At 67.6% G+C, this 12074-nt stretch carries 14 protein-coding genes and 3 tRNA genes; 6 read left to right on the plus strand and 11 right to left on the minus strand.

Annotated features, from left to right (window positions below):
• The first annotated feature begins 57 nt into the window (after positions 1 to 57).
• Positions 58 to 1191 carry a KaiC domain-containing protein gene (locus MXB53_RS01895; protein WP_248895519.1) on the plus strand — a complete coding sequence of 378 codons (1134 nt, stop codon included), beginning with the start codon at positions 58 to 60 and terminating at the stop codon, positions 1189 to 1191.
• On the opposite strand, the gene MXB53_RS01900 is transcribed toward MXB53_RS01895, so the two are convergent.
• A complete protein-coding gene (locus MXB53_RS01900) occupies positions 1188 to 1859 on the minus strand; it encodes a nitroreductase family protein (protein WP_248895520.1) in 672 nt (223 codons plus the stop codon). The two genes, MXB53_RS01895 and MXB53_RS01900, sit on opposite strands and share 4 nt — an antisense overlap.
• 83 nt (positions 1860 to 1942) lie before the next feature.
• Positions 1943 to 2359, minus strand: a complete 417-nt coding sequence (locus MXB53_RS01905; RefSeq protein WP_248895521.1) for a universal stress protein — start codon at positions 2357 to 2359, stop codon at positions 1943 to 1945.
• Positions 2360 to 2457: 98 nt separating this feature from the next.
• On the opposite strand from MXB53_RS01905, the gene MXB53_RS01910 reads away from it, so the two are divergent.
• Positions 2458 to 2760 carry a cupin domain-containing protein gene (locus tag MXB53_RS01910; protein WP_248895522.1) on the plus strand — a complete coding sequence of 101 codons (303 nt, stop codon included), beginning with the start codon at positions 2458 to 2460 and terminating at the stop codon, positions 2758 to 2760.
• Positions 2761 to 2771: 11 nt separating this feature from the next.
• Here the strand turns inward: MXB53_RS01910 and MXB53_RS01915 are convergent, their stop codons facing one another.
• Both MXB53_RS01915 and MXB53_RS01920 read right to left on the minus strand, forming a co-directional pair.
• Complete coding sequence (locus MXB53_RS01915) at positions 2772 to 3419, minus strand: hypothetical protein (protein ID WP_248895523.1); 648 nt, start codon at positions 3417 to 3419, stop codon at positions 2772 to 2774.
• 283 nt (positions 3420 to 3702) lie between these two features.
• The gene (locus MXB53_RS01920; protein ID WP_248895524.1) at positions 3703 to 4497 is read right to left on the minus strand and encodes a helix-turn-helix transcriptional regulator; all 795 of its coding nucleotides are present in this window, start codon (positions 4495 to 4497) and stop codon (positions 3703 to 3705) included.
• A gap of 211 nt (positions 4498 to 4708) precedes the next feature.
• Here MXB53_RS01920 and MXB53_RS01925 point away from each other — a divergent pair, with 211 nt between their 5' ends.
• Both MXB53_RS01925 and MXB53_RS01930 read left to right on the plus strand, forming a co-directional pair.
• Entirely contained in the window at positions 4709 to 5698 is a 990-nt protein-coding gene (locus MXB53_RS01925) for a DMT family transporter (protein WP_248895525.1), read from the plus strand.
• A 58-nt stretch (positions 5699 to 5756) separates the two neighbouring features.
• Positions 5757 to 6677: a hypothetical protein gene (locus MXB53_RS01930; protein WP_248895526.1), complete on the plus strand. Its 921-nt coding sequence runs from the start codon at positions 5757 to 5759 to the stop codon at positions 6675 to 6677.
• Positions 6678 to 6725: 48 nt separating this feature from the next.
• Here the strand turns inward: MXB53_RS01930 and MXB53_RS01935 are convergent.
• The 7 genes from MXB53_RS01935 to MXB53_RS01965 form a co-directional block, all read right to left on the minus strand.
• Positions 6726 to 6799: transfer RNA gene (locus MXB53_RS01935), tRNA-Thr, on the minus strand.
• Between the two features lie 11 nt (positions 6800 to 6810).
• Positions 6811 to 7299 carry a GNAT family N-acetyltransferase gene (locus MXB53_RS01940; protein WP_248895527.1) on the minus strand — a complete coding sequence of 163 codons (489 nt, stop codon included), beginning with the start codon at positions 7297 to 7299 and terminating at the stop codon, positions 6811 to 6813.
• A gap of 126 nt (positions 7300 to 7425) precedes the next feature.
• The gene (locus tag MXB53_RS01945) at positions 7426 to 7740 is read right to left on the minus strand and encodes a DUF5785 family protein (protein WP_248895528.1); all 315 of its coding nucleotides are present in this window, start codon (positions 7738 to 7740) and stop codon (positions 7426 to 7428) included.
• Between the two features lie 280 nt (positions 7741 to 8020).
• Positions 8021 to 8104, minus strand: a tRNA-Ser gene (locus MXB53_RS01950).
• 49 nt (positions 8105 to 8153) lie between these two features.
• The gene (locus tag MXB53_RS01955) at positions 8154 to 8909 is read right to left on the minus strand and encodes a DUF2064 domain-containing protein (RefSeq protein WP_248895529.1); all 756 of its coding nucleotides are present in this window, start codon (positions 8907 to 8909) and stop codon (positions 8154 to 8156) included.
• A 57-nt stretch (positions 8910 to 8966) separates the two neighbouring features.
• A complete protein-coding gene (locus tag MXB53_RS01960; RefSeq protein ID WP_425601186.1) occupies positions 8967 to 9608 on the minus strand; it encodes a uracil-DNA glycosylase in 642 nt (213 codons plus the stop codon).
• Between the two features lie 48 nt (positions 9609 to 9656).
• On the minus strand, positions 9657 to 10685 hold the full coding sequence (locus MXB53_RS01965; protein ID WP_248895530.1) for an Mrp/NBP35 family ATP-binding protein: 1029 nt from the start codon (positions 10683 to 10685) through the stop codon (positions 9657 to 9659).
• A 180-nt stretch (positions 10686 to 10865) separates the two neighbouring features.
• On the opposite strand from MXB53_RS01965, the gene moaA reads away from it, so the two are divergent.
• Positions 10866 to 11834 carry a GTP 3',8-cyclase MoaA gene (gene moaA, locus MXB53_RS01970; RefSeq protein ID WP_248895531.1) on the plus strand — a complete coding sequence of 323 codons (969 nt, stop codon included), beginning with the start codon at positions 10866 to 10868 and terminating at the stop codon, positions 11832 to 11834.
• Positions 11835 to 11984: 150 nt separating this feature from the next.
• Positions 11985 to 12069: transfer RNA gene (locus tag MXB53_RS01975), tRNA-Ser, on the plus strand.
• Positions 12070 to 12074: the final 5 nt, after the last annotated feature.

Here is a 12074-nt window from a genome sequence, read left to right on the forward strand (position 1 = left end):
GCAGCGAGCGGAGCCAGGGTCGGCGATGATCACTGCGGCCGGATCGGACGGCCGTCGATGAGCGACGACGACGAGGACTGGTTCGAACGGGCGCTCAGGGAGGCCGAGAGCGACGAGCAGGGCGCGGCGGAAGCGGACGAGACGGAAAGCGAGGGCGAAACGAGCGAAGGCGAGGGGGAAGAAGCGCCCGAAGGCGAGGGGGAAACGGAGCGCGAATCGGCCGAGACGCCACCCGAACCGTCGTCGGACGAAACCCCGCTATCGCCCGAGGAGGGTGACGAATCACCGTTCGACGAGGACTTCGCCAGCGCCTTCGACAACGCGCCCGAACCGGAGGGGGGGTTCGGCGGCGGTCCGGGATCGGGCCCCGAGTCGGGCGGCAGTCCGGGGACGGAACCCGGGACCGGCGAATTCGGCGGCGAAGAGCCGGCGGCCGAGTTCGGCGGAGGACCGCCTGCCGAGGAGTCGTTCGACGAGGAGTCGTTCGAATCCGAGATCGATCGGGTCGACATCGGCATCGACGGCCTAGACGACATGATCCTCGGCGGGGTACCGAAGCGGTCGCTCATCTCGGTCATCGGCTCCGCCGGAACCGGGAAGACCACGTTCGGCCTCCAGTTTCTCGATCAGGCGCTCCGGAACGGGGACCGCGGCGTCTATCTCACGCTCGAAGAGAGCACGGATCGGATCTTCGATACGGCCAAGGAGAAGGGCTGGCCGTTCGAGCGGTACGCCGAGGAGGGACGGCTCGCCATCGTCCACCTCGATCCCATCGAGATGGCGAACAGTCTGACGAGCATCCGGAGCGACATGCCGGAACTGATCGACGAGTTCGACGCGGACCGACTCGTCCTCGACTCGGTATCGCTGCTGGAGATGATGTACGACCGCCCGTCTGAACGCCGGAGCGAAGTGTATCAGTTCAGTCGCTCGCTCAAGGAGTCGGGCGTGACGACGCTCGTGACCAGCGAGGCCAGCGGCGACAACCCCTACAGTTCGCGCTACGGTATCATCGAGTATCTCGCCGACGCGGTGTTCGTCCTGCAGTACGTCCGTCCCTCCGATTTTCAGGAGACGCGGCTGGCCGTCGAAATCCAGAAGATCCGCGACGCGAACCACTCCCGGGAGACGAAGCCCTACGAGATAACGAACGAGGGGCTCAACGTCTACCGGCAGGCGAACATCTTCTAGTCGTCGCTGGCGACGCTGGCGTCAGCCGGCGCGGCCACGGGGTCGAACTCGCCGAAGTGGACGAACTCCTCGGTGGGGCGGCGGAACTTCCGGGGGCGTTCGACGTCGGCGGCTTCGTCTTCGGGGTAGCCGAGGGTGACGATCAACACGGGTTCGTAGTCGGTGGGCACGTCGAACGTCTCGTGGAGCGCATCGGCGTCGAACCCACCCATCGGACAGGAGGCGATGCCCCGCCCCCAGGCCGCGTGCATGAGCGCCATCGCGGCGAGCGTACAGCTCTGGACGGTCCAGACGCGGCGCGTCTCGCTGTCGGCGTTCGCGAGACCGTCGATGGTGTCGAGACGCGCGTCAGCGGCCTCCTCGTCGGGGAGGTAGCCTTTCTCCAGTAGGTCCGCAGTGACGCGGTCGGCGTGGTCGCTCGGGTCGAGCGTCCCGAGGACGACCACGGCGGCCGCGGCGTCGGTGACGTGTTCCTGTCCGTAGGCGACCGACTGCAACCGGTCGAGGTCGTCGCCCTGAACGACGAGGAACTCCCAGGGCTGGAGGTTGAACGAGGAGGGCGCGTATCGGACGCTCTCGAAGAGTTCGGCGAGCGTGTCGTCGCCGATGTCTTCGTCGGCGTACTGGTGAACGGATCGGCGGGTGCGGATGACATCGTCGAAATGCATTATGCGCCGATACGGGGTGGACGGACAAGAACCGGCTGAAATCGGCCGAACTCGCCGGGTGGGTTCCGGTGTCGCGGTTCGCGTTACCGAACGACGGTCACGGGGACGGGCGACCGACGCACCACCTCCTCGGCGACGCTGCCGAGCAAGATGCGGGTGACGCCCTCGCGGCCGTGGCTCCCGACGACGACGTGGTCGAACGGCCCCGCCTCGGCGACGTCGACGACGACCCGTGCGGGCTTTCCCACCTCGATTCGGGTGTCGACGGGGTGGCGCACGAGTTCGCGGGCCTCGTCGAACTGCGCTCGACCCGTCTCCCGGGCGTGTTCGTACCAGTTCTCGCTGCTGCCGGGAAGCGCACGCTGGCCGAGCCCGGACGTGACGGGGTCAACGACGTACAGCAGGGTGAAGGACGCGTCGGGCCACTCGTCGACGGCGAACGTCAGCGCCGATTCGGCCTGGGGGGAGCCGTCGAACGGAACGAGGATGTGCGTTGGCATACCACGCCGTACGGAGAGCGGGCACAAAAACGGTGGCCGATTGCGACCCGAACGGAATCGGGAGATGGGTTACCATCCCCGGGCGCGTAGCGCCGCCGATGCCCGAACGAACCAGTCTCGCAGACCTGGACGAAACGCCACACGCAGAGGTGTTCGAACGGCGGCAACCGCGAACCGTCCGTCTCCAGCTCGAAGCCGACGAACGCGTGCCCCGACACACCCACGAGGGGACGAACGTCGTCCTCCATCTGGTGGCCGGCCACCTCGAACTGACGCTCGACGACGAGACGTACGACCTCGATGCGGGCGACGTGATCCGGTTCAGCGGCGACCGGGAGGTGTCGCCGCGGGCAACCGAGTCGAGTACTGCCACCGTCGTCTTCGCGCCGGCCGAAACGTAGTCCGGTCGCGGTCAGTGCCGACCCAGGTCGAACGTCGATCCGTCCTCGACCAGCACGCCGCGCTCGACGGCCGTCTCCAGGATTCGATCACACTGCGACGGCGAGACGTCGTAAGCGGCCGTCACCAGCGACGTCAGGTCGGCGCGCTCCATCGGGAACTCGCGGTTCTGGAGCAGTCGGAGGACTTTGTAGTACTCCTCCGGCACGTCCGCGTCGTCGGCGTCGGCGGACGACCCCTCGTTCGCAGACGGTTCGGCGGCGGCTTCCTCGGCGTCGCTGTTCGACCCGTCGACATCGGGCGCAGCGTTCACGACGGACGCACCGTCGTCCGGCCCATCGGCGTCCCCGGTGGAAACGTCGTCGGCAGTATCGGCCTCGGCGTCCGCGCCGACGCCGTTCTCGTCAGCGACGACGCCGTCGTCCCGGTCACCGCTCGAATCGAAAGTGACCTCTTGGAGGGAGGACCCCGACGCCGACACGGCCGGCCGGTCGGGGGCGTCCGACCCGGCGAACGGTTCGAGCACGCGGCGGAGTTTCTCGTGACAGGTCGAACACAGCACCGCCGAGCGTGACTCGGCGGGCGCGACGCCGGGAATCGCGTACTCCTGAAGCGAGTCTCCGACGGCGCCACAGAAATAACAGGACCGCAACTGGGACATGTGCAACGGCTTCGGGAGCCGCGTGCTAAGTGTTTGCGTTCCCTTCCAGCCGGGGCATTACCACCCGTACGTCCCGATAAAATCGTAGAAGAGATACATGCGTAGTGAATACCTACGAAAATGTTTAATTGGACGCGAAACGAATGGGCAGGTGTGATGGCACGCTACGTCTGTCCAGGCTGTGATCGGGAACTCGAAGCGGGCCCGTTTCGGATGACCTGCCCGACCTGCGGCGGACGACTCGTAAACTATCGTCGGTCCCGGTCCTGACGGACGTGCCAGGTCAGGACGGGAGGTCCTCGCGGTCGACGGGCGTGGCGGCGGCCCAGTAGCGCTCGAACGTCTCGTCGGCCCACTGCCGAACGGCGTCGGCATCGCTGTCGACCGACGCCTGCAGAACGCCGTTCGCGTCCCGCAAGAGCAGATGGACCATGTCGTCTGCGGTCGTCACTGCTAGTGGAATCTCCGCCTCGCGAACCCGGAGGGCCGCGCCGCTGGCGTCGAGCAGCGATTCGAGCCGTCGCCGCAGGCCGGCGTCGTCGGCCACGGCGTCGATGGCACGGCGGGAGAACACCCCCTGAAACGTCATCTCACCGGCGGTGACGCGCTGCTCGATGACGGTGAGACTCCCCTCGTTGAACGCGTGCGAGAACGCGCGGGCCTCGTCGGCATCGCGCAGGAAGCCCAGGAGGCGCTGTACCGGCGCGTTGGGGCGTGTCCCGCTCGGCATGGTGATGGTGGCGTCACCCAGGTGTCGCAGGTCGAACCCGAGGGCGTCGGTGGGCAGGTACGGCACCACGTTCCGGAGGTCCGCCTCGGTCTGCATGATGTCGAGCAGGTCGAGAAATCCCTCGGCGACAAGCTCACCCGTGGCGGTGGCGACGTAGCCGCCCTCCGTCCGCCGGATCCACGAGCGCTCCTCGAAATCCCGCAGGATCCGCCCGAGCGTCGCCTGCGAGGCGCCCGTCTCGCGTGCCAGTTCGGTTCGCGTCCGCCGTTCCTGTGCGAGATGCCGGAGCACAGCCACCCGGTTCGGCGAAAGGGCGAGAAATTCGATTTCCGACAGCGCCGACTCCATACCACGTCTGGTGACCGACGTGACAAACCACTTTCGCACCGTGGAACCATTGCACGTCACGAATGTCCCACGTCGGGTGCGGCCATTTCTTGCTTTGAAATTTTTTACGAATTAAACTATACGGCTCCGACCAGTACGGATACGTAATGAGTTCCCTCCATCCGCCATCGGTGTTCGGATCGAGCAGCGTACCGCCCCAGTGGGGTGAAGAGTGACGACGGCGAGCCGTCGCGCCCTCGTCGCGTTCGTGGTGACGGGCGTCCTCTTCGGTGGGACGTTCGTCGCGGCGAAAGCCGGTCTGGAGCATTTCCCGCCGCTCCTGTTCGTCGCCCTCCGGTTCGACGTGGCAGCGGTCGCACTGCTCGGCTACGCGGCGCTCACGACGCCGCGTGCCGACCTCGTTCCGCGGACCTGGAGCGACGCGGCCGGTATCCTGGCGACGGGCGTGTTCGCCATCGGCCTGACGAACGCCCTCCTGTTCGTGGGCCAGGAGTACACCACCAGTGCCGTCGCCGCCATCGTCTTCAGCCTCAATCCGATCCTGACGCCCATCCTCGCGGCGTTCCTGCTGTCGGACGAACGCCTCTCGCTCCGGGGCGTCGTCGGGATGGCCCTCGGCGTCGCCGGCGTCGCCCTCGTCGTCAACCCCGACCCGGCGAGTTTCTTGAGCGGTGGCGTCGGCAAAGCGATCCTGTTCACCGGCGCAGTCAGCGGTGCGCTCGGCAGCGTCCTCATTCGACGAGCAGGTGGCGACCTATCGAGCACGGTGCGCACCGCCTGGGGGCTTCCGTTCGGGGCGCTTCTCTGTCACCTCCTCAGCATCGGCGCCGGCGAATCCCCCAGTGCGATCAGCTGGACGCCGGAGGCGTTCGCCGCGCTGGCGTACGTCGGCCTCTTCGCCGGTGCCATCGCCTACATCGCCTACTTCGGCCTCCTCGACACCGCGGGCGCGATCAGGGCGAACCTCGTCTTCTATCTCGTCCCGGTCGTCGCGGCGGTCGGCGGCTGGGCGCTCCTCGGCGAGACCATCTCGACGCTGGCCGTCGCCGGCTTCCTCACCATCTTCGCGGGGTTCGCGGTGCTCGGCAGCGAATCGATCGACACGCACCGTCAGTACCGGCGGCTCGCTGGTCGGGTCACTGACCGGTCCGCCGAGACCGTCGACCCCGCCGAGGAACCGCGCGGGTTCGAAGCGGACTGAACCTGTATCAGTCCGTCTAGACCGTACGTTTACAGCATCGCATCACGAAAAGTCGGTGATGACACACCGCCGTGGATCGGATCCCCGCTGGACACAGCTACTCGCAGTCGGCACCGTCTGCCTCCTGATCGCGAGCGTGTTCGCCCTTCCGGTCGTCGCGGTGAACGAACCCCGATCGGAGCCAACCAACACGTCGCCGCCGGTCACCGTGTACGTCGGCGAGCAGCTGGATGTCTCGGACGTTCAGTTGACAGGGGCGACGGACGGCGAGATCAACGACGGCCCGCTCACGCTGCAGCAAGTCGACGGGAACGCGTCGGTCGATGTCGACGATCCGACGAACGCTGATTTCGCCGGCGTGGATCCGGGTCGCTACTACGTGACGCGGGACAACGACCAGCGACCGGAGATTCACGTCGTCGAACCACACGTGACCAGTCTCCTCCTGCGGAGCGGCGACGGCCGGAACGTCACCGATCAAACGGTGCGGTCGCTCTCCTCGCTCATCGTTCGCGCCGAGTACGACTTCGACAACGTCGACCGTCTCGACGTGACGATCCGGGGACCCGACGGCGAGCCACTGGGACTGAACCCGCAGAGCGCCCGGATCACCGAGAGCGGCGAGCGGATGAGCGTCTACATGGCCGACCGCGCACCCGGAACCTACACCGTCACGGTCCGGGGCAGCATCGTCGCCGGACAGCGGTCCGCGACCGTCACGATCCGGGGCGACCGAACGGCGACCCCGTCGCCGACGCCGACCGCGACACCCTCGGCGACGCCGACCGCCACCGCCTCACCGACGCCGACCGCCACCGCCTCACCGACGCCGACCGCCACCGCCTCGGCGACGCCAACGGCGAACGCGACGACCACGTCGCCGGCCACGCCGACGGAGATGCCGGCGACCGGCTTCGGCTTCGGTCTCGCCGCAGTCGCCGTGTTCGGACTGGCGCTCGCGGCGCTCCGGCGTCGGTAGCGGCCCGGCCGCTGCCGCGGGCGTGAGATCACTCGAAGAACGGAGCGAAGCCAGGGGTGGGATTCGAACCCACGAAGTCTCGATTACAAGTCGAGTGCATGAACCGCCCATGCTCCCCTGGCGCGATAACAGGTTATCGGTCCCGCCGTGAGCGTTTATCGGTTTCGACCTCCAGTTCGAACTCGATCCGATGCGGGCGGTAGCCCCGCCGCTCGTAGAAGCGAACGGCGTCGTCGTTGCGGGCCATCGCGTCGAGCGTGATTACCTCGGCACCCCGGTCTCGGAGGCACGACTCGGCAGCGTCGAGGAGGGTCCCGCCGACGCCCTCGCGGCGCCGCGACGGGACGACGAAGAGGTCGCGGACGACCCCGCGGGTGGCGTCCTGTGTCAACGGCCCGCTGTCGATGCCGTACCGAACGAACCCGACGAGATCGCCGTCCTCGTCGCGGGCGACCGTGAGCGACCCGTCGGCGGCGTGGCGAGCCATCGAGGCGCGGACTGCGGCGTAGTTCGCCTCGCCGCGGAGATGCGATCCGTGCCGGCGCTGATCGCGGGCGAGCGCCACCCAGAGGTCGGCGACGGCCCCCGCCTCGTCCGGCGACGGCGTTTCGACCGTGACCATACCCGGCGTAGGGCCACCTGGGGCAAGTGAGTTCCGGCGCAGCCCTCAGACGGCGTATTGTAACCGTCTTCCGGCGGGTCGCCAGGACGGGTCGGCGACCCACGTACTGACGTACGATAAACCGTCTCAGGCGCCGTCGACGAACGCCTCGGGACCCTCGTAGAACCAGTAGTCGTTCGCTCGCATCGATTCGCCGAGCGCCTGATGCAGCGTGGGGAAGTCGTCGAACTCCGCGGCGTCGACGCCCTCGAAGAGGTCACGCACGGGAACGACCGTCTCGGCGTCGATACGGACGGGGTCGTCGCCATACTCGTCGAGGAACGCCGCGACGTCGAGCGGGAAGTCGGACTCCTCGTCGATTTTCTTGGCGACGATAGCGTGGCCGTACTTTCGCCGGCCCTCGCTCCCCTGCTCGCCGTCGGGGTCGTGTGGCCAGTCCATACCCGCCTCTCGGACGGGTGACCCAAAGCCGTTACGCTCAGCCCGTTACCAGGGGGAGAAGCGGTGTACGTGGCGCGCGTGCTGGAGAAGTGCCTCGGTCGAGTCGAACGTCTCGCCACAGCCACATCGGTGCGTCGCCGTCGGTGTCGACCGCTGTGTCGACATATGGGATCCAACGAGTCGCAGATACATAATGATTGTTAATGTTAGATGAGCGGGGCTCTGATTCGAACCACCAGTCGTACTCGGCCGTCGCGCCAGAAACGGGGGCGACGGCCACCGGTGGGACTGGGATTCGAACCCAGGAAGCCGTGAGGCTACCTGCTTTCAAGGCAGGCGCAATAGGCCGCTCTGCCATCCCACCGCGGCCGGACGTTCGGCATCGCGCGGCTAAGGCCTGTCGATATCCCGCATCACTCCCGGACCAGGTGCGCCCCGTCGTCGCCGTAGTCGACGCGGAGCCCCACCTCGTCGAGAAACGCCGCGGTGTTCGTGGGGACGATCCGTTCGGCGTCGACGCGGGCGTTCACCAGGGGCAGGACGTCGAGCAGGTCGGCGCCCGTCTCGATGACTGGCTGGATGGGGATGAAATCCACGTCGTGGCCGGCGTCCCGCGCCCGCGCGGTCAACGTCTCCATCGCCGGAGGCTGGAACGCGTCCGCGAAGTCGACCGGTTCGGTGAAGCCGGCGTAGTAGGTCCGGCCGCGCGTCGACGGGCCGAGAACGACTTCCGAGCGCCGGAGTTTCATCGCCGCGTTGTCGATCAGCGGGCGAGTGAGAAAGGCGGCGGCTCCGTCGACGACGGCCACCGAGTTGACCGCCTCCTCCCGCAGGAGGTGGGTGACGGTGTTGCCGGCGCGAGCGTCGAACGACGATCCGACCTGTGGCTCGAAACGGACGTCGCTCACGTCCTCGAGCGCGGCGGCCGCGAGCGCCCGGACGGCCGCTTCCGACTCCGTCTCCGTAACGAGTTCGTCGGGGAGCAGGTCGTCGGATCGGTAGTTGACGAGCAGGTCGCCACCGGAGCGTTCGACCGCGACGAGGACATCACGGAGGGCCGCTGCGTAACACTCCGCGGCCTCGGACTCGGTGAGCGGACTCGTCGCCGCGAGTTCGGTGCCAACGAGGCCGGCCCGCGGGGGGTCGGCAAGCACGGCGATCGTGGTCATGGCGTGCGCTCGTGGCGGCGTGGCCTTGAACGCGCCGGTCCGCGGCGGGGCGGACGCTCAGTCCCGCGCACCGCTTCGCCCCTTGGTCTGGCGGTAGTCGCGGTTGAGTACCGACTCGCCGACGTGCTCGACGAAGGCCGCCGTCTCGGCGTCGGTCTGCTCGGCCGGATCGAGCATGGGCACGAGTTCGAATCCGCGGCCACGGATGGTCGTGGCGTGACAGTCCGCGACGTCGAGCGTCGACGCGTCGCGGGTCGTGTGTTCGACGGCGACGTGGCGAAGCGCCAACTGGCCGACCGGCACGATGATTTCGGGGTTGATCATGCGCACGTCGGCGGTGAGATAGGCGTCGCACGTGGCGACCTCCTCGTCGGTCGGGCCGCGCTCCGGGTGCCGACACCGGGTGACGTAGGTGAGGTAGGCGCCGTCGAGTTCCGGCTGGTCGGCGTCGGGCGGCGACGACGAGAAACCGAGGTCGCCGAGAATGCGCTGCAGCCGTCGGCCGGCCGGGTCGCCCGTGAAGGGGACGCCGGTGCGGTCCGCACCGGGACCGGGTCGCCCACCCACGAACAGGAAGTCGGCCGCCACGTCGCCGTAGCCGTGGACGACGGTCGTGCGCTCGTCACAGAGGTCCGGACAGTTCCGACAGTCGGCGTCCATGCCGAACGGGTTGTCGGGGTGTTCCTGTGCTGGATCCACGAGCGACGGAAGGCTCCCCGGGCACAAAAGCGGTCGGCTACGGCGACGCTACCGATTCGAGACGCGCCGCCGGTTGACGGCGCCGACGTTGTTGGCGACCTCCTCGGTGACGACACGGAACGCGTCGGCGGTCGGGTTGTCGTCTTTCAACACCATCGGCTCCTCGCCGGTTCTGATCTCGGGATCGAGCGGGAGGTCGCCGAGATAGGGAATGTCGTTGGTCTCTGCCAGGGACCGACCGCCGCCCTCGCCGAACACGTCGTGTTGGCTCCCGCAGTCGGGGCAGACGAAGGAACTCATGTTCTCGACCAGGCCGAGGACGTTCGTGTCGTGTTTGCCGAACATCCGAACGCCCTTCCGGGCGTCGTCGACGGCGACCTCCTCGGGCGTCGTGACGATGACGGCGCCGGTCAGTGGCAACGTCTGCAGGATGGTCAGTTGGGTGTCGCCGGTGCCGGGTGGGAGGTCGAGCACGAGGTAGTCGAGTTCGCCCCACTCCACGTCGTCGACGAGCTGGGTGAGCACCTGATGCACCATCGGCCCGCGCCAGATGACGGGGTCGTCCTCCCCGACGAGATAGGCCATGCTGATGAGTCGCACGCCGTAGCGCTCCGGCGGGATGATGGTGTCCTCCTCGGTCGCGTCGGGCGGGTCGTCGGCGCCGAGCATCCGCGGGACGTTCGGCCCGTAGACGTCGGTGTCGAACAGGCCGACGCGCGCGCCGAGCTTCGACAGGCCGGCCGCGAGGTTGACCGCCACGGTCGACTTGCCGACGCCGCCTTTCCCGCTCGCGACGGCGATGATGTTCTTGACGCCGGGCAACACCTCGTCGTCGCGCTCGCCGGCCGGGAGTTTGGCGGTGAGGTCGGCCGAGAGGCCGGCTTCGGCGAGCGTCTCGCGAATGTCGGCGGCGATGGCGCTCTCCCTGGGGGCGTAGGGCGCGCCGAGCGCGAGCGACACCTTCGCAGTGTCGCCCTCGACGGCGATACCGTTGACCAGGCCGAGCGACACGATGTCGTCGCCGAGGTCCGGGTCCTCGACCCGGCGGAGCAGCGCCCGTACGTCGGCTTCGTCCATGCGACGTTCTCGGCGTGAGCGGCGGATAAGGGTTTTGTCGCGGGACTCTGGCAGCCACAGCGGCACCGAACACGGAACCGCGCGCCGTGACCCACGGCCGGGGGAAGTAACCGTTCGACGTTACACGGACCGGCACCGATGGGCCTAATTTAAGCGTCTCCGGACGAAGGCACTGATAGAATGCTGGAGGACGATTTCGGTCGAGAGGTGTCGGGTGTGCGGGTCTCCCTCACCGATCGGTGCAACTTCGACTGTGTCTACTGTCACAACGAGGGGCTCGGTGACACGCGCGGCCCGATGGAACCACAGGACGACGAGATGTCGACCGACGACATCGTTCGGTTCCTCGAGGTCGCCGCGGAGTTCGACGTCGACAGCGTGAAGTTCACCGGCGGCGAGCCGATGCTCCGAGACGACCTGGAGGAGATCATCCGCCGAACGCCCGACTCGATGGAGGTATCGATGACGACCAACGGCACCTATCTCCCCGGCCGGGCCGAGGCGCTCGTCGACGCCGGCCTCGAACGCGTCAACGTCTCCCAGGACGCGCTCGATCCCGACGAGTTCGCCGAGATCACGAAATCGGGGGCCTACGACAAGGTGATGGAGGGTGTCGACGCGGCGCTCGACGCCGGGCTCGCCCCCGTCAAGCTGAACATGGTCGTGTTCGAGCACACCGCGGGCTACGTCGAGGGGATGGTGGACCACGTCGCCGAGAACGACGGGCTGCAGCTCCAGCTCATCGAGTACATGCCCGAACTGACAGGCAAGCCGGAGTGGAACATCGACATCGGTCGCGTCCACGACTGGCTGGCGGACATCGCCGACGAAATCGAGCACCGCGAGATGCACGACCGCAAGCGCTACTGGGTCAACGGCGGCATGGTCGAGATCGTCGACCCCGTCGAGAACCCGACGTTCTGTGCCAACTGCCACCGGGTTCGCGTCACCCACGAGGGCTACCTCAAGGGCTGTCTCAACCGCAACGACGACCTCCGGTCGATGGGCGAGATGACCCGCGACGAGATCCGCGAGACCTTCCGCGAGACGGTCGCCAACCGCGTCCCCTACTACGGCGAGTACATGGTCCAGAACGACGAGGGCGAGTGGGAGATCAACGAGGAGTATCTCGGCGCCCCGACGGTCTGAGCTGTTCCTTCTTTGCAACCGTGTGACGCCGTTCCACGACCCCCGGGCTTTCGTGATGTTTAAGTAGCGCCCCCGGGTTGATTCGAACTGCATACGCTGCAGGGGCGCCCGGCCCCGAGTCCGAGTAGGGCGACGATACGAAACGCAGGTGTTGCGGTAGCCAAGCCTGGCCCAAGGCGCAGGGTTGCTAACTCTGTGGCGTCAAGCCTCCGGGGTTCGAATCCCCGCCGCAACGCTCGC

It is taken from the genome of Haloplanus sp. XH21 (assembly GCF_023276355.1).
Lineage (GTDB): Archaea > Halobacteriota > Halobacteria > Halobacteriales > Haloferacaceae > Haloplanus > Haloplanus halobius.

Excerpts from the sequence above, each read along its gene's own strand:
- MXB53_RS01940 (WP_248895527.1), bottom strand. The coding sequence starts at position 7,299 with ATGGTCACGGTCGAAACGCCGTCGCCGGACGAGGCGGGGGCCGTCGCC.
- MXB53_RS01955 (WP_248895529.1), bottom strand. The coding sequence starts at position 8,909 with ATGACCACGATCGCCGTGCTTGCCGACCCCCCGCGGGCCGGCCTCGTT.
- MXB53_RS01945 (WP_248895528.1), bottom strand. The coding sequence starts at position 7,740 with ATGGACTGGCCACACGACCCCGACGGCGAGCAGGGGAGCGAGGGCCGG.
- moaA (WP_248895531.1), top strand. The coding sequence starts at position 10,866 with ATGCTGGAGGACGATTTCGGTCGAGAGGTGTCGGGTGTGCGGGTCTCC.
- MXB53_RS01915 (WP_248895523.1), bottom strand. The coding sequence starts at position 3,419 with ATGTCCCAGTTGCGGTCCTGTTATTTCTGTGGCGCCGTCGGAGACTCG.
- MXB53_RS01905 (WP_248895521.1), bottom strand. The coding sequence starts at position 2,359 with ATGCCAACGCACATCCTCGTTCCGTTCGACGGCTCCCCCCAGGCCGAA.
- MXB53_RS01965 (WP_248895530.1), bottom strand. The coding sequence starts at position 10,685 with ATGGACGAAGCCGACGTACGGGCGCTGCTCCGCCGGGTCGAGGACCCG.
- MXB53_RS01910 (WP_248895522.1), top strand. The coding sequence starts at position 2,458 with ATGCCCGAACGAACCAGTCTCGCAGACCTGGACGAAACGCCACACGCA.
- MXB53_RS01920 (WP_248895524.1), bottom strand. The coding sequence starts at position 4,497 with ATGGAGTCGGCGCTGTCGGAAATCGAATTTCTCGCCCTTTCGCCGAAC.
- MXB53_RS01900 (WP_248895520.1), bottom strand. The coding sequence starts at position 1,859 with ATGCATTTCGACGATGTCATCCGCACCCGCCGATCCGTTCACCAGTAC.
- MXB53_RS01895 (WP_248895519.1), top strand. The coding sequence starts at position 58 with ATGAGCGACGACGACGAGGACTGGTTCGAACGGGCGCTCAGGGAGGCC.
- MXB53_RS01930 (WP_248895526.1), top strand. The coding sequence starts at position 5,757 with ATGACACACCGCCGTGGATCGGATCCCCGCTGGACACAGCTACTCGCA.